Genomic DNA, 20,251 nt, shown 5'->3' on the forward strand with positions numbered 1-20,251 from the left:
TGGTCGACCAGGTCGAGCGGGCCTCCGGCGGGCGGGCACGACGACCGGGACACCGCTGGCCATGGCCTCCTGGACGGTCTGGCAGAAGGTCTCGAGGGGACCGGTGTGCACGAACAGGTCCAGCGAGGCGAAGATCCGGGCCAGTTCGCCGCCGGTGCGTCGGCCCGGGAAGACGGCGCCGGGCAGGGCCTCGGCCGGGTGCGCCTGACTGGGTCCGTCGCCGACGACCACGAGCCGTACACCGGCCAGCCCGCAGACCCCCGCGAGGAGTTCGACGTGCTTCTCGGGGGCGAGCCGGCCGACGTAGCCGTCGATCAGTTCGCCGTTCGGGGCGAGTTCGCGGCGCAGTTCCGCGTCCCGGCGCTGTGGCCGGAAACGTACGGTGTCCACGCCGCGCGGCCACAGCCGTACCCGCGGTACGCCGTGCTCCTCCAGGTCGGTCCGGGCGGGACTGGAGGGGGCCAGCGTGCGGTCGGCGGCGGCGTGCACGGAGCGTATCCGCCGCCAGGCGGCGGCCTCTCCGGCGCCCATGTAGGTGCGGGCGTAACCGGCCAGGTCGGTCTGGTAGACGGCGACGGCGGGGATGCCGAGACGGGCGGCGGCGGCCATGCCGCGGACGCCGAGGACGAAGGGGCCGGCCAGGTGGACCACGTCGGGGCGGTGGGAGAGGAGGGCCGCCGCCAGGCGCCGGCTGGGCAGCGCGACACGGACCTGGGGTAGCCGGGGAGCGGAGGGGAGGGGGTGCGCACGACCGGGCACGGGGCGTCCGGGTCGGGGCCGGTGCCGGGCGCCGGAGCGGGGGCGACGACGAGTGGGTGGTGACCGCGATCCACGAGGTGCCGGGCGGTCTGGAGCGCGGTGGGCCACGCCGTTCACATCGGGGCGAAAGGATTCGGTCACGATGACGACACGCATACGGGTGTTGTCGCCGTGCCGGACGTGCCCGCGTCAACTTCGATCTTTCGGCGCGGGGAACGTCCCATGAGCGTTGGGCCGCCCACCCGAGCGGGTCAGGCGGCCGTCACGGCCGCCTGACCCGCGGGTCGTCCGGTGTTCACCCGGCGGGCGCTCGTCCACCCGGGACCGGGAAACGGGAGGGGTGGGCCGGTGCGGCTCAGCCGAGGGTGGCGTCGGGCCCGAAGCGGCTGCGGACCGCGGTCTGCACCTCGTCCTCCTCGGCCGGATCGGCGGCCAGGCGGCGCAGGCGCTCCACGACCCGGGCGTCACCGGTCTCGGCGTGCCGGGCGGCGAGTTCGCGGGTGGTCTCCTCGCAGTCCCACAGGCACTCGACGGCGAAGCCGGTGGCGAAGGAGGGGTCGGTCGCGGCCAGCGCCCGGGCGGCACGGCCGCGGAGGTGGGAGGAGGCCGTCTCGCGGTAGACGTGGCGCAGCACGGGGGCCGCGCAGGCGATGCCGAGGCGTCCGGCGCCGTCGACGAGGGTCCACAGGGTGGGGGCGTCCGGGCCCTCGCCGCGTACGGCCTCGCGGAGGGCGCCGAGGACGAGATCGCGGTCCCGGGTGCCGCCGCGGCAGGCGAGCATGCGGCCGGCCGCGGCGCCGAGCACGTCGGGACGCTGGGCCCAGCCGCGCGCGCGGTCGACGGCGGCGACGCTGCGCATCCGTTCGAAGGCGTCGACGGCGGCCTCCACGACAGGCGCCGTCCCGTCGGCGACCGCGGCCTCGATCAGGTCGAGCGCGTCCCGGTCGTTGCTGTCGGCGAGGTAGCGCAGGGCGGTGCAGCGGGCCCCGTCGGTGCCGGCGCGGGCGGCCCGGAGGATCTCGGGCCGGTCCTCGGGGCCGGTCACGGCGGCCAGACAGCGGGCGGCGGGCACATGGAGGGCGGCACCGCGCTCCATGCCCTGCTGGGCCCACTCGAAGACGGCGCCCACGCTCCAACCCGGCCGGGGTCCGGTCGGCCGCAGCTGCCGCTGCCACCGGTCGAAGCAGCCGGTCTCGTGGGCGGCACGCACACGCGTGGCGATCGATGCGCGCGGATCCTCGGCCCACAACCGCCAGGGCCGGGGCTCGAAGGCGTCACGGACGGCGGCGGCCAGCTCGGCCTCGCCCTCGGGGTCGGTGCCGAAGCGGGCCAGGACGGGGGCGGCGAGGGCGCGCAGGCCCGCGTCGTCGTCCCTGAGGGCCAGCTCGTCCAGGGCCCAGGCCCAGTTGGAGCCGTGCGCGGCGTACCTGCGCAGCATTTCCAGGGCGTCCCGCCGGCCGTAGGAGGCGAGGTGGCCGAGGACGGCCAGGGCCAGCCCGGTGCGGGACTCGTCGGTGTCGAGGATGTCCTCGGGGTCGAAGAGGTGTGCCTCCACGGCGTCCAGCTCGCCGTTCAGGTCGAGGTAGAGGCGGGCGTAGTACAGGGAGCGGTTCTCCACCTGCCAGTCGTGGCGGGGGTCGCGCAGCACACAGTGGTTAAGGGCCGCGAGCGCTTCGGCGCGCGGGGCGGTGAGCGCGTGCAGCGTGCCGTCACCGCGACCTCTCTGCAGGAGGCCGAGCAGCGTACCGCTGGGCGCTATGACCGGATCGAACATGGGAAACAGCCTCACATCAAGCGTCGACGCAACCGGGGAACACGCATTACCTGGCCGCGTGACACAACGTCGGAGCGCCCGCCGTCTCTTGCTTGCTGTAGACCATCTCTCTCTGCCTCTCGTCGGTGGCCCATGCGGACCGCATCACGGCCCGCGCGGTGCGGCAACACCTGCCCAGCCATCGCGTCCGTGAATCACGACGTCATGATGACCCGCGGTGTGTGCTGCCGCGACCGTATTTCCGGCGGCCCCGTACCGCCTCCCCCGTTTTCCGTGTCCTACCTGGTCAGCGCGTCGACGTCAGTGGACGCCGAACAGGTCCAGAAGCTCCTTCTTGCCGAACATCCGGGCCGTTTCGACGGCCGACGGCATGCCCGCGGAAGGGTCGGCTCCGCCCTCCAGGAGGGCCTTGATCACGTCCGTCTCACCCTTGAAGACGGCACCCGCGAGCGGGGTCTGACCCCGGTCGTTGACCTGGTCCGCCGCCGCGCCGCGGGCGAGCAGCGCGCGCACCGCGTCGGCGTGGCCGTGATAGGCGGCGAGCATCACCAGGGAGTCGCCGCGGTCGTTGGTGAGGTTGGCCGGAACACCCGCGTCGACATACGCCACGAGCGCCTCGGTCTGCCCCTGCCGGGCCAGATCGAAGATCTTGGTCGCCAGCTCCACGACCTCGGGGTCGGGGGCTTCGCTCATCGGCCGGACCGCCTCTCCATGCTGCTTCGGGAACTGCTTCGTACGAGTGAATCGCCAGCGTACTGGCTCGCGTGGCACATGACCCGATGTGCCCGAGGTAAAGATCAGCAGCGACCCCCGCCCGAGACACCCCAGCCGGTCAACCGGGCCTTGACCCGCTCCTCCATACAGGGGAAATCAGCCGATTTCCACCCAGTTGCACCTTTAATCGTATGGATACATCCTGTGATCCTGGAAGAACTCATGGTGACTGTCCCCCACCTTCGACACCAGGAGGCCCGAAATGATCCTCTCCCTCTCAGGCGTGCTGCTGCTCGGCATCGTCGTCTTCCTGTTCTTCCGCAAGGACGGCCTGAAGGGCTCGCACGCCACGGTGTCGGCCCTGTTCGGCTTCTACCTGTCGACCACGGGCATCGCCCCGAGCATCAAAGCCGGCGGGGAGAGCCTGGCCAGCCTTCTGGGCGGCATCAAGTTCTGACCGTCCCGCCCACACGCACCGACAGGAGTCAGCAGTGGCCCGGCGCCCTCTCCCCCGCATTCTGAGCAAGGACAGCGCCCAGATCGCCCGGATGCAGCTCGCACGGAGCAGGGAACTGGCCCGGACGGCGGCCGACAGCGCCACCGACGTCCTCCACCCGTTGATCACCGTCACGCGCGGGCTGCGCCTGCTGGCCTCGGCCAGCCGGCGCAGGTGGGCGGACACCCCCAGGGACAGGCGCGGGCCACTGCTGTTCTTCGTGGCCGCCCTGTGCCTGCTCGTGGCCCTGATGCCTTACGGGCCGCTGCTCGCCGTCGTCACCGTGATGGCCGCAGCGGCCTGGCAGGGCCGGGACCGCACCCCGTCGGCTCCCGAAGGGCCCGACGAGTCCCAGACCGAACGGCTCCAGTCCCTGTACGAGGCCCTGGTGCCGTACTTCTCCGGCGCCGACGACCCGGCGCCGCTGTACGCGCACGGTGGCGCCTGGGACAAGGCCTTCGCCACGCACGAGTTCGACGACGCCGGGCGCATCGGGCACCTCGTGATCCGCTACCCCGCGTACTTCCCGGACGGCGAGGCCGAGGCCCGCGCGCGGATCGAGCAGCTGCTCACCGTGAAGGCCGGGCGCACCCGCGAGTACCACTTCGCGTGGGACGAGGCGGGCAACCAGCTCACCGTCACCGTCCTCCCCCCGCTGCCCGCCGACGTCCCCGCCCAGCGCTTCGTCACCGCGCCCGGCGAGACCGTGCTCGGCTTCACCGACCCCAGCGAGGTCCCGCGCACGCTCCCCCTCTCCTACGGCGAGGAACGGATCGACGTCCCGCCGGTCGTCTGGCGCACCGGCATCCGCTCCACCGAGCCGCACCTGCTGGCCCTGGGCCACCCCGGCAGCGGCACGTCCACCCTGCTGCGGTCCATCGCCCTGCAGACCCTCCAGTACGGCGACGTGCTGATCGTCGACGGCGGCGGCACCGGCGAGTACGCCTGCCTGACCGGCCGGGCCGGTGTCCTGGGCGTGGAGTGTGCCCTGGCCGGGGCGTTGGCCGGCCTGGAGTGGGCCGCGCAGGAGACCGAGCGGCGGCTCATCGCGATCAACCTGGCGCGGCAGGCGGGCGACCCGCCGCCCGAGGACACCCGGCGCCCGCTGTGGATCCTGATGGACCGCCCCGGCGTCTTCGCGCACCTCGCCGCGGCGGACGGCCGCAAGGACCCGCAGACGCTGCTCCAGGTGCCGCTGCGGCACGGCCGCGCGGCGAACGTGACCGTGGTCGTGGCCGAGCACTTCGACAGCGCGGAGGTGTTGAGCGACGCGGTACGGCAGCACACGCGCGCGCGTGTCGTCCTCGGGACGGCGGCACCGCAGCAGGTGGAGGCGGTGCTGGGGGTGCCGCCGCACACGACACCGATGGCCCATGTGCCGCCCGGGCGGGGGTACGCGCGGCTGGGGTCCGGTCCGGTGCACCGCTTGCAGGTGCCGCGCACGCCCGACCCCTACGACGACGCCACGAGCGACGCCGACCGGCAGGCGGTGCTGGAGCTGCTGCCGGCCCGCGCCGGCGCCGGGGCCGGGGAGCCGACGGACCTGACGAAGCCGGCGCAGGACATGACCCCGGTGGCCGCGGAGGCGATGGCGGCCGAGAGCTGACCGCACCCTGTGCCGCGGCTGGGCGGGGTTCTTCCGACAGCCGCGAGGCCGCGACGGGTGGGCGCGGCCACCAGCGTCCCGGAGAGGCACGGGAACCGCGCGACCAGCCACGACGACCCCGCAGCCGCGGACGCGCCGCAGCCCGCACCCGCCCAGGCCACGAACGCCCCCGCCCACACCGCGAGCCCCCGGCCCCCGCCCCGCCTACGCCACGAACGTCCGCGGCGCCTCCGCACCCCCCGTCGCACCCGACTCCACCAGCCGGGCCGCGGCGGCGAGCCGTACCGCGGCCTCCTCCGCCACCGCTCCCCCGACGGTGAACGGAAGGCGGACGTAGCCCTCGAAGGCACCGTCGACGCCGAAGCGGGGGCCGGACGGCACGCGGACGCCGGTCCGCTCACCCGCCTCCGCGAGGCGGGAGCCGGAGAGGCCGCCGGCGCGGACCCAGAGGGTCAGGCCCCCCTGCGGCACCTCGAACTCCCAGTCCGGCAGCTCCCGCCGGATCGCGGTCACCAGCGCGTCCCGGTTCTCCAGCGCCTGCTCCCGGCGCAGCTCGACCGCCTGCTCCCAGCCCCCGGTGCTGAAGAGCCAGTTCACGGCCAGCTGCTCCAGCACCGGTGTGCCCAGGTCGGCGTAGGCCCGCGCGGCGACCAGGCTGCGGATGACGTCCGGCGCCGCCCGGACCCAGCCGATCCGCATCCCGGCCCAGAACGCCTTGCTGGCCGAGCCGACGGTGATCACGGTGGAGCCGGCCGGGTCGAAGGCGCACACCGGCCGGGGCATGCCACCGTCCCGGAACTCCTCCTCCAGCCACAGCTCGGTCATCGTCTCGTCGGCGACGAGCACCGTCCCGGCCGAGCGGGCCGCGTCCACCAGCCGGCGCCGCTGGTCCTCGCCGGCGAGCGCCCCCGTGGGGTTGTGGAAGTCGGCGACGACGTAGGCGAGCCGCGGCGCGGCCTCGCGCAGCACCTGGCGCCAGCGGTCCATGTCCCAGCCGGACAGGCCCTCGGCCATCGCGACCGGGATCAGTCGGGCACCCGTCTCGCGCATCAGCTGGAGGATGTTGGCGTAGGACGGGGACTCCACGGCGATCCGCTCGCCGCGACCCGCGAAGAGGTGACAGATGGCGTCGATGGCGCCCATCGCCCCGGTCGTCACCATGATCTGCTCCGGCATGGTGGGGATCCCGCGCGCGGTGTAGCGCTCGGCGATCATCGAGCGCAGGGCGGGCAGCCCGGCCGGGTAGTCACCGTGCGTGTGGGCGTACGGCGGCAGTTCCTCCAGCGCGCCCTGCACGGCCCGGGTCAGCCACGGCTCGGGCGCCGGGAGCGAGGCGCAGCCCAGGTCGATCACCGAGCCCAGGGCCTCCGGGGGCAGGGGTTCCAGGCCGCGTGCCGGGATCGGGTTGCCGGCCGGTACGGCGGTCCAGCTGCCGGCTCCGCGCCGGGACTCCAGGAACCCCTCGCCGCGCAGCGCCTCGTAGGCCGCCGCGACGGTGGTGCGGCTGACGGACAGGGCCAGGGCCAGCTCGCGTTCCGCGGGCAGGCGCGCGGCCACCGGGACGCGGCCCTCCAGCACGAGCAGCCGGACGCCGTCGGCGAGGGCGCGGTAGGCGGGGGGACGGCGGGTGCCGGGGCCGGCCGGGCGGTCCTGCTGGGAGTTGAGGAGCCGGGCGAGCTGCGCGGCCCCCACGGCCGAGGTCCACTGCGCCATGAAGATCAGTCCACCTTCCCCGAATTGGCCATGGATGACGATTCATCCCAAGCCACAGAGTGTCATGTGTCAGGCCACCCTCACCACCCAGGGGGAAATCCCGTGTCCACTCCCGACCCCGCCACCCCCGGCGCCTCCCCTCCCGGCCGCCGTCTCCCCCGCCGGCTGGTCCAGCTGTACGCCGGCCTCACCCTCTACGGCGCCAGTTCCGCACTGCTCGTGGCGGCGGGGCTCGGGCTGGAGCCGTGGAACGTGCTGCACCAGGGGCTCGCGGAGCTGACCGGGCTGAGCATCGGGGTGGTGTCGATCATCGTGGGGGCTGCGGTGCTGCTGCTGTGGGTCCCGCTGCGCCAGCGGCCCGGGCTCGGCACGGTCTCCAACGTCTTCGTGGTCGGTCTCGCCATGGACGGCGCGCTCGCGCTGCTCCCGGACGCCCGTTCCCTCGCCGTGCGGGTCCCGCTGCTGCTGGCGGGCATCGTGCTGAACGGAGCGGCGACGGGTCTGTACATCGCGGCGCGGTTCGGGCCGGGTCCGCGGGACGGGCTGATGACGGGGCTGCACCGGCGCACCGGCCGGTCGATCCGGCTGATGCGGACGGCGGTCGAGGTGGCGGTGGTGGCCACCGGGTTCCTCCTGGGCGGCACCATCGGGGTGGGTACCGTGCTGTACGCGGTGGGCATCGGCCCGCTCGCCCAGGCCTTCCTGCGGGTGTTCGCCGTCCCGGCGGCGTCGACGGGCAGCACGGTCGTTGCCGGCGGGACACCGGAACGAGCCATACTGCGTCCGTGACCCTCACGACACCGCGCCCGCGCCACCCCTACCTGGACCACCCGGGGCCGATCGCCTTCGCCCACCGGGGCGGGGCGGCCGACGGCCTGGAGAACACCGTGGCGCAGTTCCGGCGCGCGGTGGAGCTGGGCTACCGGTACATCGAGACGGATGTGCACGCCTCGGCGGACGGCCGCCTGGTGGCCTTCCACGACGACACCCTGGACCGGGTCACCGACGGCGCGGGCCGGATCGCCGACCTGCCGTGGGCGGAGATACGGCACGCGCGCGTGGGCGGCCGGGAACCGGTGCCGCTGTTCGAGGAACTGCTGGAGGCGTTCCCCGGCACCCGCTGGAACGTCGACGTCAAGGCGGAGCCGGCGCTGCGGCCCCTGCTGGAGCTGATCGAGCGCGCGAACGCCTGGGACCGGGTCTGCGTGGGCTCCTTCTCCGAGGCGCGGGTGCTGCGGGCGCAGCGGCTGGCCGGACCGCGGCTGGCCACCTCGTTCGGCACGCGCGGGATCCTGAACCTGCGGCTGCGCTCCTGGGGTCTGCCAGCCGCGGTGCGCCGCTCGGCGGTGGCCGCGCAGGTGCCCGAGGCCCAGTCGGGCGTGCCCGTGGTCGACCACCGTTTCGTCCGCGCCGCCCACGCGCGCGGGCTGCAGGTGCACGTGTGGACGATCAACGAACCGGCACGCATGCACCGGCTGCTCGACCTCGGGGTTGATGGCATCATGACCGATCACATCGACACGTTGCGCAAGGTCATGGAGGAGCGCGGCGTCTGGGTATGACCGCCCGGCCGCCCGGCCGAGCCTTCGCAGGAGCACGGGAAGCGAGGGCACGGGTGAGCACCGACACCGTGCGGACCGGGGCGGCGGACGAGGCCGCCGGGCTGCGGCGCGAGCAGCGCGGCTGGTACGCCTACGACTGGGCGTGCTCGGTCTACTCGACGAGTGTCCTCACGGTGTTCCTCGGCCCGTACCTCACCTCGGTCGCCGAGCACGCGGCGGACGGCGACGGCTATGTGCACCCGCTGGGGATCCCGGTCCGCGCGGGCTCCTTCTTCGCCTACTCGGTGTCCCTGTCGGTGATCGTGGCGGTCGTCCTGATGCCGCTGGTGGGCAGCGCGGCCGACCGCACGGGCCGCAAGAAGCCGTTGCTCGCCGCGGCGGCGTACACCGGCGCGGCGGCGACCACCGGGATGTTCTTCCTGGACGGCGACCGGTATCTGCTCGGCGGGATGCTGCTCGTCGTGGCCAACGCGGCGCAGTCGGTCGGGATGATGCTCTACAACTCCTACCTGCCGCAGATCGCCCCGCCCGAGCAGCGCGACGCCGTCTCCTCCCGGGGCTGGGCGTTCGGCTACGCGGCGGGCTCCCTGGTGCTCGTCGCCGACCTGGTGCTCTACTCGGCGCACGGCGCATTCGGCCTCTCCGAGACGGCGGCGGTCCGCATCTGCCTGGCCTCGGCCGGACTGTGGTGGGGCGCCTTCACCCTCGTACCGCTGCGCAGGCTGCGCGACCGCCGCACGCGCGCGGCGCACGCGACGGCGCCGGGGCTGCGGCAGCTCGCGGCCACGGTCCGGGACATGCGCCGGCATCCGCTGACCCTGGCGTTCCTGCTGGCGTACCTCGTCTACAACGACGGCATCCAGACGGTGATCACCCAGGCCTCGGTCTATGGCTCCGAGGAGCTGGGGCTCGGGCAGTCGACGCTCATCGGGGCCGTGCTGCTGGTCCAGGTGCTGGCCGTGGCGGGCGCGCTGGCGATGGGCCGGCTGGCGCGGACGTACGGCGCCCGGCGCACGATCCTCGGCTCGCTGGTGGCGTGGACGCTCACGCTGGCGGCGGGCTGGTTCCTGCCGGCGCGGGCGCCGGTGTGGTTCTTCGCGCTGGCCGCCGGGATCGGCCTGGTGCTCGGCGGCAGCCAGGCGCTGTCGAGGTCGCTGTTCTCGCACCTCGTGCCGCCGGGCAAGGAGGCCGAGTACTTCTCCGCGTACGAGATGAGCGACCGCGGGATGAGCTGGCTCGGCCCGCTGCTGTTCGGCGTGACCTACCAGCTGACCGGGAGCTACCGGTCGGCGATCTTCTCCCTGGTGGCCTTCTTCGTGGTGGGTTTCGTGCTGCTGGCGCGGGTTCCGGTGAGGCGTGCGATCCACGAGGCGGGGAACCCGGTTCCGGAAAAGATCTAGCGTCGATTTCACACACGGCGTGAAAGGGCGGTAGTGTACGCGTTTGGCCTGCCAGGCGTACCGTTACTGCGCGTCAAAGATGCCGAAACGCTGGGTGACATCTGCTAGCAGATGTGACAAACCGGGCGCCTGTGGGTAGAACAAGGGGCGGCTACGACGGCGACGCATGACCCGGAACGGGACTCGGAACGGGAATCTTTACCGCCGACCGGACGTTGACCGGATGACGACGACAGCGACACCTGTCCTGTGGGCGACAAGCCCGGGAGGCACGATTCATGAGTGAGCGAGCTCTTCGCGGTACGCGCCTCGTGGTGACCAGCTACGAGACGGACCGCGGTATCGACCTGGCCCCGCGCCAGGCCGTGGAGTACGCATGTGAGAAGGGGCACCGTTTTGAGATGCCCTTCTCTGTCGAGGCGGAGATCCCGCCGGAGTGGGAGTGCAAGGTCTGCGGCGCCCAGGCACTCCTGGTGGACGGCGACGGCCCTGAGGAGAAGAAGGCCAAGCCCGCGCGTACCCATTGGGACATGCTGATGGAGCGGCGTACCCGTGAGGAACTCGAAGAGGTCCTCGAGGAGCGTCTGGCGGTTCTGCGTTCGGGGGCGATGAACATCGCGGTCCATCCCCGGGACAGCCGCAAGAGCGCCTAGTCCCAGCGGGGCTTCGGCCGGTCTACAGCGCAACGCATACGACGGCGGGCGCCGTACGTGGATTCCACGTACGGCGCCCGCAGTCTTCTGCTTGCGCGGGTCAGCGCGTCAGCGGCGGGCGGGGCCCCTGCGGGGCGCCGTGCGGCTGGTCGTCCCGGACGACCTCGCCCTGCACCACCCTGCCGTCGGGCCGGTGCATGCGGGCCTGCTGGAAGGCGTCGCCGAGGCTGCCGGGAACGGCCTTGCGCAGGCGGCGCTCCAGGGCGTTCTCGGTGAGGCGGCCGACCGCCTTCTGGACGGGCGGGAGCAGCAGGAGCAGGCCGGCCGCGTCCGAGACGAGACCGGGGATGATCAGCAGCAGACCGCCGAGCATCATCAGGCCGTTGCCCCCGCCGCGCGCCGGCGAGCCGCCCTGCTGCAGTGCCTCGTTCAGGCTCCGGAAGGCGCGGCGGCCGGCCCGCTTGATGACCACGGAGCCGGCCACGACGCCCGCGACGAGCAGCAGGAACACCGTGGGCCCGCCCGCCGCGCCCGCGACCACGGTCAGCAGCCAGATCTCCAGCACCAGCCACACGGCGAGGCCCAGCGGCAGATACCTGCGCAGCCGGGAGGGCCGGCGGCGGGTGGTGTTCGGGGAGGTCGGAGCGCCAGTCGTCATGCTCCCAGTGTGCCTGGACGCGGCTCAGCACGGGATAAGGGCTGCGGTCTGCCGACGCCGGCTCCCGCTCGGCCAGGCGGTCGGGTCCCGCTCCGCCAGGCCTGGTCGGGCTCGGTCAGGCCTGGCTAGCGCGTGCTTCGAAAATGCTGGTCCTAGCCATTTGTTGATGGCTGCGACCATCACGTCGCCCCGTAGCGGCCGGCGAGCATGCCGTATCTCGTGGCGACCGCGCGGTGGAGCTTGAGACGATTGATGCCGCATTCCGCCGCGTGTCGCTCCTCGAAGTCGGCCGGGTCGAACGTCGGTGGCCACCGAGGGAACCGCGCTTCTTGCGGGTTGGCGATCTGGTCGCGCTTCTCCGGGATCGTGCAGCGGATACCACGCTCGCGGAGGTAGGCGCGGTTCACGCGGGAGCCGTACGCCTTGTCGGCGCGAACCTTGCCCGGCCGGGTACGCGCACGGCCGAGCCCGGGTCGGGGCACCCGGATGCGACCCGGGACCACCTGGAACTGCGGGGGGGTCACCGCGCTGTCCGGCCGTGATCACCAGCGACATCTGCGGCTGGGCCTGTTCGTCCGCCAGGTGGAGCTTGGTGGTCAGCCCGCCCCGGGAGCGTCCGAGCCCGTGGCCGTCGGGCTCGGTGAACACACCGCCGGGCGGCTCGACCCGCAGATCCCCATTTTGCGGGCACCCGCCGCTGCTGGTGGCGCGGGCGTGGTCGAGTCCACCGAGACATCCCAGGTGATCAGCCCCTCGGTATCGGCCCGGGCCTGCGATTGTTAAAGAATGCGATGCCAGGTGCCGTCCCGCTGCCAAGGCGGAAACAGTCCGCGCACCGTCTCTCATGGGCCGTACCGCCCGGGCACGTCCCGCCACGGAGTGTCGACGCGGGTGCGCCAGCGTATGCCGTCTATCAGCTGCCGCTTGGTGTGTACCGGCGGTTGTCCGGACTTCTTCCCAGCGGGGAGCAGAGGCTCCGACTCCGCCCACTGCGCATTCGTCAGATGGTGCTTCCCATGAAGTGGATCTTGACATGTCAAGATCCACTTCTAAAGCACACCCTAATCTAACTGGCCTTGTCTCGAAGTTCGTCGGCGATCGCGTTCCGGAGGGGCAGCAGTTCGGCATCGATCGCCTGCTCCTCCTCACTGCTCAGCGTCACTGCTGCGTTGTGGCAGGAGATCTCGTTGACGAATTGGATGCGGAAGTAGGTGGGAGGGGAGCCCTCGTCGCACGTGTCACCGCGCAGCTGGGCAAGGCGCAGGCGCCGCTCACGCTCCGTGTCCGGAACCGACGCCAGGGATGCGCGCACGCGCGCCCAGACGTCGTCCCCGCTGCGGGTGGCGTATTCGAGGGCGAAGCTAGCAGTGTCCTCCAGCAACAGAGCCCGGAGCAGTCCGTCCGCCGAGTCGGCGGAGGCCACGCGGGCGGCCATCTCGTCAGCCCGGTACTGCGCCTGTCCGCCGGAGCGGTCATTGAGTCGGCTCAGCAGTCGGTGGAGCACAAGCATTCCGGCAGCCAACAGGTTCTGAAGTGGTTGAGCAAGCGCCTGGCCCATGCTGACAGTGGTGTTTTGACGTACTCCTCCTATGCCTCCTGTACGGAACGCATTGGCGTCCAGCACGCCCTGTCGAGCGTCCTCCAGCTCGGGAGAGGGTTTGATCACGTCCGCCCAGGCAGTGAGCGCATCCAGGGCTGTCTGGACCCAGGCACCGCTTGCACCCCTTCCAGCCGAGGCACGACCGAGATCATGGCCGAGCAGGGCCAGCCGCTGGTCCGTGGTGAGCGCCTCCCACAGCGGCAAGCCCAATACGAGTACGCGCCGCCGACGCAGACCCGCCACCATGCAGCCCGAGCCGTACCGCGCATCGACGGCAATCGCATGTACCGGCCGGATGCCGAGCTCGGCAGCTATCCGCTTCATCACTACATAAAGCGTCGGCGCAGCGGCCGGCTTCAGGGGGTATCCGGGCATCCTCCCGAACCGCGGACGGAGCACCAATGCGACGAGAACTTCCACCGCGCCGAGAATCCGCTCCGGCCAGGTTCCGACGACGAGCAACCACACGCCTGTACCCGCGAGCACGACGGTGACCAAGTGGACTGCGGTTGCAAGCACCAGTGCTCCGAAAAGTGCAGCATTCCACGGTGCTGCCCCCGCCCGGCCCGTCAATGCGCTGTGGAACACTCGCTCCTGACGGGCCAAATCACGCGGTCCGCCCTTCCAGGAGGCATCATCGCTGCGCGGGTCAAGGTTCCAGTCGCAGGCTGGACACCAGGCGCTGAACCGGGGATCCGATTCCGGCAGGGACACATGACACTGCGGACACATGGAGCCTACATCCTCATCCATGAGGAATGATCTTGACTCTGTGAGTGACGCGGCAGCAGGCTTGATTCAGCCTTTGCTCAACCTTTGCGACTGTCAGCGTGGCCATATGCTTCTGGAGCTGAAGGACCCGGGGTGAGGGGGGCCTCCGGGCTGTCGTCGGGGATGGATGGGCGAGTTTCGAAACACGCCCTAGATGTGCTGTCCGGAGAGGTTGGTGACGCGGCTGGCTGGTGGTTGGCCGCTGATGCCGGTGTGGGGTCGGTGGTAGTTGTACCAGTCCAGCCAGTCGGGAAACGCGGCCTGCCGTTCGGCGTCTGAGGTGTAGGGCCGGTGGTAGGCCCATTCCTCGAGCAGGGTGCGGTGGAAGCGTTCGACCTTGCCGTTGGTCTGCGGGCGCCAGGGCCGGGTCCAGCGGGGGCTGATGCCCAGCTGGTGGCAGGTGTCGCGCCAGGTGTTTTTGGTGTAGGCCCAGGCGTTGTCGGTCAGGACGCGTTCGACGGTCACGCCGCATTCGGCGAACCAGGCGACCGCTCGCCGCAGGAAGCCGGCGCAGGTGGCGGCTTTCTCGTCGGGCAGGTCTTCGGTGTAGGCGAGGCGGGTGTGGTCGTCCAGGGCGGTGTGCAGGTAGGCGTAGCCGGCTCCGTTGCGGCGGTCCTTGTTCGGGCTGCCGGCCGCCCGGCCGAGGACTTTGTGGCCGCCGCCGTCGGGGATGCGGCCGAGTTTCTTGACGTCGATGTGGACCAGTTCGCCGGGCCGAGCGCGTTCGTAGCGGCGGACGGGCTCGCCGGTGGCCCGGTCCGTGGCGGCCAGGGCGGGCAGGCCGTGCCGGACCAGGATGCGGTGGGCGGTGGAGGCGGCGACACCGGCTCGGGCGGCCAGCCGCACCGGCCCGATACGGTGCTGGCGCCGAAGCCGCACGACCTGCAGCTCGACCGCAGCAGGAGTCTGGCGCGGGCTCTGGCGTGGACGGCTGGAGCGGTCGTGCATCCCGGCCTCGCCCAGCTGCCGGTAGCGGCTGGCCCAGCGGGCGGCAGTGGTGTGGCTGACCTGGAAGCGTTCCGCAGCCCGCCGCAACGGCCAGCCGTCGTCCACGACACACCGGGCCAGACGCAGCCTGCCAGTAGGAGTCAGCGGGGCATTACGGTGGGACACGAGGGCCTCCTGGGCGTTGGTGCAGATGTCGCAATCCACACCGAACCCAGAAGGCCCTCACCTGTTCAAGCACCCAGCACGCGTGTCACCAACGTCCCGGGACAGCACACCTAGACGTGCTTGTCCTTGCCGGTGAACTTGCCCAGGCGGTCCCCGACGCCCCAGGCGGTCACCCGCCACAGCGCCTCGACCACGATGTCCTTGCTCATCTTGGAGTCGCCGAGTTCGCGCTCCACGAAGGTGATGGGCACCTCGACCACGTGGTACCCGGCCTTCACCGCGCGGCGGGCCAGGTCGACCTGGAAGCAGTAGCCCTGCGAGGCGACCTCGCCGAGGCCGAGCCCCTCCAGGGTCTCCCGGCGGAAGGCCCGGAAGCCGCCGGTCACGTCGCGGATCGGCACGTCGAGCATGAGCCGCGAGTAGGTGGAGCCGCCGCGCGAGAGGAACTCGCGGGACTTGGGCCAGTTCACGACCCGGCCGCCGGGCACCCAGCGGGAGCCGAGGACCAGGTCGGCGCCCTTGAGGGCGGTGAGCAGCCGGGGCAGCTCCTCCGGCTGGTGGGAGCCGTCGGCGTCCATCTCGATCAGCACGCCGTAGTCCCGCTCGATGCCCCAGCGGAAGCCCGCGAGGTAGGCGGCGCCGAGGCCCTCCTTGCCCTTGCGGTGCAGCACCTTGACGTGGTCGTCCTCGGCGGCCAGCTCGTCGGCGAGCTTGCCGGTGCCGTCGGGACTGTTGTCGTCCGCGATCAGTACGTGCGCCTCGGGGACGGCCTTGCGCACCCGGCCGACGATGGTCTTGATGTTCTCGGCCTCGTTGTAGGTCGGGATGATCACCAAGGCCGTGCCGAGCGGACCGAACTGCCTCCCCTGGGCCTTGGCCGCGAGGGTCCCGTCGCCGTCGTTCACTGCTGCCCCTTCATGTCGTACGCAGGGTCCACCATAGTGGCCGCCGCCTGGGAAGACGTGACAGCGCGTGCGTATCGTGGTGTCGATTCCCCAAGAGCGGGGTAAGAGGGTTGCTTTTCGGCGCCTTCCGGCCGCCTCCCGGCACTTTCCGGCCGCCTGCGGACGTGCTCCGGCAGCCTGCGGGATCGTTCCGGTCGCCTAGGCACCTTGGTACCGCTGCGGATGGGGGCCCGGCGCCCTTCGGGCCGACCTGGGACCCGCTGGCTGCGGATCGACCGAAAGCCGTTGTCTACTGAGCGCCCGGGCCCCACCCGGGTCACACCTGGCCGACCAGCCTGGACGTCCCCTCGTCGGCGCGGGCGCTGAGCCTGGCTCCCAGTGGCGGTGCCCCGGTGCGGCACACCGTCCCTGACCCAGCGGCGCCGCGACGAGTCGGCTGAACGTCCCCCGGTCGGACGTCCGGTGGTGGACTCGCAAGAACCTACCGGCCCCCGGCCGGAGACTGTCAAACCCCCGTCCGACCAGGGCTGACGGCTCCGGCGCCCCGGTCGGCGCGGAGGATGCGCAGGTCGGGCGGCGATGCCCCGGCGGCCGGCGGCCGGTGCGCCACCCCGGGAGATCACTCGCCCGGCCGTACGAACACCGTCCGTCCGCCCACCACGGTGCGCAGGCAGACCGGCAGGTCACGGCCGGGGGTGAGGTCGGGCAGGCCGGGGGTGCCGGAGCGCGGGTCGGTGGACCACCGGGCGACCCGGTCGTCCGGGGTCTGGACGACCAGCTCGTCGGTCCGCCAGACGGCGTAGTCGGCGGGTGCGCCCGGCACCAGGACGCCCGCGTCGTCGCGGCCGACGGCCCGCCAGCCGCCGCGGGTGTGCGCGGTGAACGCGGCGCGGACGGAGACCCGGTGCTCGGGCGTCCGGTGGAAGGCGGCGGCGCGGACCGTGCCCCAAGGGTCGAGCGGGGTGACCGGACTGTCGGAGCCGAAGGCGAGCGGGACACCGGCACGCAGCAGCGCGGCGTAGGGGTTGAGGGTGCGGGCCCGTCCGGGGCCCAGGCGCCGGGCGTACATGCCGTCCTCGCCGCCCCACAGCGCGTCGAAGGCGGGCTGGACGGAGGCGATCAGGCCCAGCTCGGCGAAACCGGCGATGGTGTCGGGGGTGAGCATCTCGGCGTGTTCGACGCGGTGCCGGGCGGCGCGGATCCGGGCGAGGCCCACCTTCTCGGCGGCGGCGCGCACGCCCTCGACCACGGCGGCCACGGCGGCGTCGCCGATGGCGTGGAAGCCGGCCTGGAGGCCCGCCTCGGTGCAGGCCACCACGTGGGCGGCGACGGCGTCGGCGTCGAGGTAGGCGGTGCCGGTGTGCCCGGCGTCGGCGTACGGCTCGTGCAGGCAGGCGGTGTGCGAGCCCAGGGCGCCGTCGGCGAACAGGTCGCCCGCGGCGCCGGCCGCGCCCAGCTCGCGGGCCCTGGCCACCCCTTCCTCGCCCCGCTCGGCCCAGTAGCCGACCACGCGGGGGCCCGGCAGCTCGGCGGCGAGCCGCAGCAGGCCGGTGAAGTCGTCCTCGGCGGAGATCTGCGGGCCGCCGCACTCGTGCACGGTGCCGATGCCGAGGGAGGCGGCGTGCGCCAGCGCGGCGCGCTGGGCCTCCTCGCGCTGGGCGGGGGTGACGGCGGCGAGGGCGGCCGCGCGGACGGCGTGGTGGGCGTCCTTGGTGAGCGGGGCGTCCTCGCGGGGCACGTCGGCGGCGACCAGGTCCAGCAGGGCGGTGCTGACGACCGCCGAGTGCACGTCGATGCGGGACAGGTACAGGGGACGTCCGCCGGTGGCCTCGTCGAGCTCCGCGCGGCCCGGCGGCCGGCCGCCGGGCCAGCGGGCGGCGTCCCAGCCGTGGCCCAGCAGCACCCGGTCACCGGGGCGGGCCGCGGCGAACTCGCGGATCCGGGCGAGGGCCGCCTCCAGGGAGGGCGCGCCGGACAGGTCGAGGCCGGTCAGGGCGAGACCGGTGGCGGTGGTGTGCACATGGGCGTCGGTGAAGGCCGGGGTGACCAGGGCGCCGTCGAGGTCGACCACCTCGTCCACGCCGTCGGCGAAGGCATCGGCGGCCCCCTCGCTGCCGACCCACGCGACGTGGCCGCGCTCCACCACCATCGCGGTGGCGAAGGGGTCGGCGGGGCTGTGCACCTCGCCGCGGCGGAGCAGGACGGTCTTGGGGGGCTCGGCGGTGCGGTTGCTCATAGCCGACAGTTTCCCGCCCCCGCCGATCCGGAGCGCACCCGGGGCACCCGCACGGCGCCCGGGCGCCGTCAGATCCTCGGCGGCCGGGCCTCGTACGGGGTCGAGAGGACCACCGTGGTCCGCGTCGACACCCCGGCCAGCGAGCGCAGCCGGGCCAGGAGCTCCTCCAGCTCGTGCGGGGTGGAGACGCGCACCTTGAGGATGTAGTTCTCGTCGCCGGCCACGCTGTGGCAGGCCTCGATCTCGGGGACGCCGGCAAGCCGGTCCGCGATGTCGTCGGGGGCGCTGGGATCGAACGGTTTCACCGAGATGAACGCGGTCAGCGGCAGCCCGACGGCCTCGGGGTCGACCACCGCGGCGTAGCCGCGGATGACGCCACGCTGTTCGAGCCGGCGCACCCGCTGGTGCACGGCCGACGTGGACAGGCCCGTGGCCTTGCCCAGGTCTGTGTAGCTCATCCGCCCGTCCTTGACGAGCAGCTGCACGATCTGACGGTCCAGCTCCTCCATGGCGCCTCAACCTACAGTGCGCTTGATCTCCACGGATACCTGAGAGGCGCAGGTCATTCCCTGTTCCGTGGAAAATGCACCGGGACGGGCACCCACGCACGACGTGTGATGAACGCCACACGCCTCCGGCGGGCTCCGTGATGTTCTCGTGATTACCGCCGAGACCGGACGGGAAGTGCTTGCTGTGGTCGAGGCCGCAGTGCCTTCACGGCCCAGCCTTAGGGGGAGAAACCCATGCAGAGTGCCCATCGCCCTGGTCGTTCCGCGTCCGCGCACCGGCAGCAGGTCGCCGAGCCCGAGCCGGAGGGCGTCGAACCCGACACCTTCGACGAGGAAACGGACGCCTACGACACCTTCGAGATGTACCGGGTGATCTGCCCGGACTGCGCGCAGCCCATCGCGCTGCTGGCGGACGAGGAGGTCCTGCCGGAGCACGCGCTGTGCGCCTCGCCGTGGAACCCGTTCGGGCTCACGGTGTGCGCGGGTACGGGCCGTGCGGCGGCCGACGCCCGCCCGGCGGACGAGTCCGTCGAGCCGCAGGAGCAGGACACCGCCCTGCTGTTGACGCTCCCCCAGGGTCTCGACTGGCGGACGCAGCCCTTCTCGCACGTCGGCGGCCCGGGCTCGCGCCCGATGCGCGTGCCGGTGATGCGCCGCCAGGCCGCCTGAGCCGGCTCACTCCACCCCGTACGTGCCCTGCACCATGGCGCGCAGGCTGTCGTGGTGCAGGATCAGCGTGTCCGGGTCCGCCGGGACGGCGGCCTCCCCGAAGTACACCCGCCGGTAGGCGATGCGCAGCATGACGATCGCGTGCCGCAGGGCGGCGTAGAGGGTGTGGAAGTCCATGTCCCGCGGGGTGTGCCCGGTCAGGCGCGCGTACCGGGCCTCGACGCGGTCGCGGCGCAGGAAGTCCGGCAGGCCCCGCTGCCCGGAGCCGGTCGCGAGGTCCTGGAAGAACCGGTGCAGGTAGATCGTCCAGCCGAGGTCCACCTCGCGCGGGGCGAGCGCCGCCATCTCCCAGTCCAGTACGGCGACGGGCTCGAAGCCGTCGTGGACGACGTTCCCGATGCGTGCGTCCCCCCAGGTGAGGACGGGTTCACCGGGGTCGCGCGGCCACAGCTGCTCCAGCCGGTCGAACGCGGCCTCGATGAGGGGCGAGCGGGCGAGCCCGTCGACCACCCAGGCGTAGTAGGCGCGTTGGGCCGTCACGTGCCGGCGCAGCGCGTCCCCGGGGCCCGGCAGGTCGAGGAACCCGGCTTTTGCCGCGGGCACTTGGCCGTGCAGCCGGGCCAGCAGCCCGACCATGGCCGCTTCCAGGTGCTCGCGTTCGGCGTCGCTCGCCGCGTGCAGCCAGTTGCCCTCGTAGGTGTACGGCATGACGTCCGGGGGCACGCGCCCGGCCACCCGTGCCATGACGAGGAACGGCGCCCCGAGCGGGCCGGGGTCCTCCTCCAGCCACAGCACCCGGGGCACCGGTACGTCCGTGCGCTCGGCGACGAGCCTCAGGGTGCGGTACTGGCGGCCCATGTCGTACTCCGGGAAGACGGTGTACGCCGACGGGTCGGCCGCCAGTCGCAGCACGCAGGAGCGGACCGGCGGCCGCGGATGGTCGATCTCGAACAGCAGGGTCTCGCTGGACATGCCGTTGGAGGCCGGGACGGTCACACCGGCCGCCTTGGCGCCGGGCAGGCGGGCGCCCAGCCAGGTGGTGAGGCGGCGGGTCAGTTCCCCGGGGTCCCGGGTGGTGGTGCGGGGACGCGGTGCCGAGGCCATGACGACGGG

17 protein-coding genes and 2 pseudogenes are annotated in these 20,251 nt (G+C 72.6%); 7 read left to right on the forward strand and 12 right to left on the reverse strand.

From position 1 onward, the window contains the following. Window positions 1-96: 96 nt before the first annotated feature. The 3 genes and pseudogenes from ACZ7N4_RS32035 to ACZ7N4_RS32045 form a co-directional block, all read right to left on the reverse strand. A pseudogene (locus ACZ7N4_RS32035) lies at window positions 97-915 on the reverse strand (glycosyltransferase); the annotation flags it as partial. A gap of 199 nt (window positions 916-1,114) precedes the next feature. Then, on the reverse strand, window positions 1,115-2,533 hold the full coding sequence (locus ACZ7N4_RS32040; protein ID WP_471365365.1) for a HEAT repeat domain-containing protein: 1,419 nt from the start codon (window positions 2,531-2,533) through the stop codon (window positions 1,115-1,117). 300 nt (window positions 2,534-2,833) lie between these two features. After that, entirely contained in the window at window positions 2,834-3,226 is a 393-nt protein-coding gene (locus tag ACZ7N4_RS32045; RefSeq protein ID WP_471365369.1) for an ankyrin repeat domain-containing protein, read from the reverse strand. Window positions 3,227-3,509: 283 nt separating this feature from the next. On the opposite strand from ACZ7N4_RS32045, the gene ACZ7N4_RS32050 reads away from it, so the two are divergent. Together ACZ7N4_RS32050 and ACZ7N4_RS32055 are read left to right on the forward strand one after the other, a co-directional pair. Next, window positions 3,510-3,704, forward strand: a complete 195-nt coding sequence (locus ACZ7N4_RS32050; RefSeq protein ID WP_030620070.1) for a hypothetical protein — start codon at window positions 3,510-3,512, stop codon at window positions 3,702-3,704. A gap of 34 nt (window positions 3,705-3,738) precedes the next feature. Then, window positions 3,739-5,349 carry an ATP-binding cassette domain-containing protein gene (locus ACZ7N4_RS32055; RefSeq protein WP_471365374.1) on the forward strand — a complete coding sequence of 537 codons (1,611 nt, stop codon included), beginning with the start codon at window positions 3,739-3,741 and terminating at the stop codon, window positions 5,347-5,349. A gap of 204 nt (window positions 5,350-5,553) precedes the next feature. On the opposite strand, the gene ACZ7N4_RS32060 is transcribed toward ACZ7N4_RS32055, so the two are convergent. Beyond that, on the reverse strand, window positions 5,554-7,062 hold the full coding sequence (locus ACZ7N4_RS32060; RefSeq protein WP_471365378.1) for an SCO1417 family PLP biosynthesis transcription factor: 1,509 nt from the start codon (window positions 7,060-7,062) through the stop codon (window positions 5,554-5,556). A gap of 102 nt (window positions 7,063-7,164) precedes the next feature. On the opposite strand from ACZ7N4_RS32060, the gene yczE reads away from it, so the two are divergent. The 4 genes from yczE (at window position 7,165) to ACZ7N4_RS32080 (ending at window position 10,677) form a co-directional block, all read left to right on the forward strand. Next, complete coding sequence (gene yczE, locus ACZ7N4_RS32065; RefSeq protein WP_471365380.1) at window positions 7,165-7,851, forward strand: membrane protein YczE; 687 nt, start codon at window positions 7,165-7,167, stop codon at window positions 7,849-7,851. Further along, complete coding sequence (locus ACZ7N4_RS32070; RefSeq protein WP_471365383.1) at window positions 7,848-8,624, forward strand: glycerophosphodiester phosphodiesterase; 777 nt, start codon at window positions 7,848-7,850, stop codon at window positions 8,622-8,624. The genes yczE and ACZ7N4_RS32070 overlap by 4 nt, the downstream gene beginning before the upstream one ends. A gap of 53 nt (window positions 8,625-8,677) precedes the next feature. After that, the gene (locus ACZ7N4_RS32075; RefSeq protein WP_471365386.1) at window positions 8,678-10,024 is read left to right on the forward strand and encodes an MFS transporter; all 1,347 of its coding nucleotides are present in this window, start codon (window positions 8,678-8,680) and stop codon (window positions 10,022-10,024) included. A 278-nt stretch (window positions 10,025-10,302) separates the two neighbouring features. Beyond that, window positions 10,303-10,677 carry an RNA polymerase-binding protein RbpA gene (locus tag ACZ7N4_RS32080; protein WP_003977404.1) on the forward strand — a complete coding sequence of 125 codons (375 nt, stop codon included), beginning with the start codon at window positions 10,303-10,305 and terminating at the stop codon, window positions 10,675-10,677. A gap of 100 nt (window positions 10,678-10,777) precedes the next feature. Here ACZ7N4_RS32080 and fxsA read toward each other — a convergent pair whose 3' ends face one another. The 7 genes and pseudogenes from fxsA to ACZ7N4_RS32115 all read right to left on the reverse strand — a co-directional run bounded on the left by fxsA (window position 10,778) and on the right by ACZ7N4_RS32115 (window position 18,469). Continuing rightward, complete coding sequence (fxsA, locus tag ACZ7N4_RS32085; RefSeq protein ID WP_471365390.1) at window positions 10,778-11,335, reverse strand: FxsA family membrane protein; 558 nt, start codon at window positions 11,333-11,335, stop codon at window positions 10,778-10,780. A 153-nt stretch (window positions 11,336-11,488) separates the two neighbouring features. Beyond that, window positions 11,489-12,375 (reverse strand): annotated as a pseudogene (locus tag ACZ7N4_RS32090) (IS5 family transposase); the annotation flags it as partial. 26 nt (window positions 12,376-12,401) lie between these two features. Continuing rightward, window positions 12,402-13,523 carry a M48 family metallopeptidase gene (locus ACZ7N4_RS32095; RefSeq protein ID WP_471365393.1) on the reverse strand — a complete coding sequence of 374 codons (1,122 nt, stop codon included), beginning with the start codon at window positions 13,521-13,523 and terminating at the stop codon, window positions 12,402-12,404. A 333-nt stretch (window positions 13,524-13,856) separates the two neighbouring features. Continuing rightward, complete coding sequence (locus ACZ7N4_RS32100; protein ID WP_471365396.1) at window positions 13,857-14,819, reverse strand: IS481 family transposase; 963 nt, start codon at window positions 14,817-14,819, stop codon at window positions 13,857-13,859. 110 nt (window positions 14,820-14,929) lie between these two features. Further along, a complete protein-coding gene (locus ACZ7N4_RS32105) occupies window positions 14,930-15,724 on the reverse strand; it encodes a polyprenol monophosphomannose synthase (protein WP_471365399.1) in 795 nt (264 codons plus the stop codon). Between the two features lie 619 nt (window positions 15,725-16,343). Then, window positions 16,344-17,960, reverse strand: coding sequence for an amidohydrolase (locus ACZ7N4_RS32110; RefSeq protein WP_471365403.1), 1,617 nt, complete (start codon window positions 17,958-17,960; stop codon window positions 16,344-16,346). A 68-nt stretch (window positions 17,961-18,028) separates the two neighbouring features. Beyond that, window positions 18,029-18,469 carry an Lrp/AsnC family transcriptional regulator gene (locus ACZ7N4_RS32115; protein ID WP_391844817.1) on the reverse strand — a complete coding sequence of 147 codons (441 nt, stop codon included), beginning with the start codon at window positions 18,467-18,469 and terminating at the stop codon, window positions 18,029-18,031. 234 nt (window positions 18,470-18,703) lie between these two features. On the opposite strand from ACZ7N4_RS32115, the gene ACZ7N4_RS32120 reads away from it, so the two are divergent. Then, on the forward strand, window positions 18,704-19,138 hold the full coding sequence (locus tag ACZ7N4_RS32120) for a hypothetical protein (RefSeq protein ID WP_471365406.1): 435 nt from the start codon (window positions 18,704-18,706) through the stop codon (window positions 19,136-19,138). Between the two features lie 6 nt (window positions 19,139-19,144). On the opposite strand, the gene ACZ7N4_RS32125 is transcribed toward ACZ7N4_RS32120, so the two are convergent. Continuing rightward, entirely contained in the window at window positions 19,145-20,242 is a 1,098-nt protein-coding gene (locus ACZ7N4_RS32125; RefSeq protein WP_471365409.1) for a phosphotransferase family protein, read from the reverse strand. Between the last annotated feature and the right edge of the window lie 9 nt (window positions 20,243-20,251).

Source organism: Streptomyces sp. NPDC107654 (assembly GCF_055639035.1).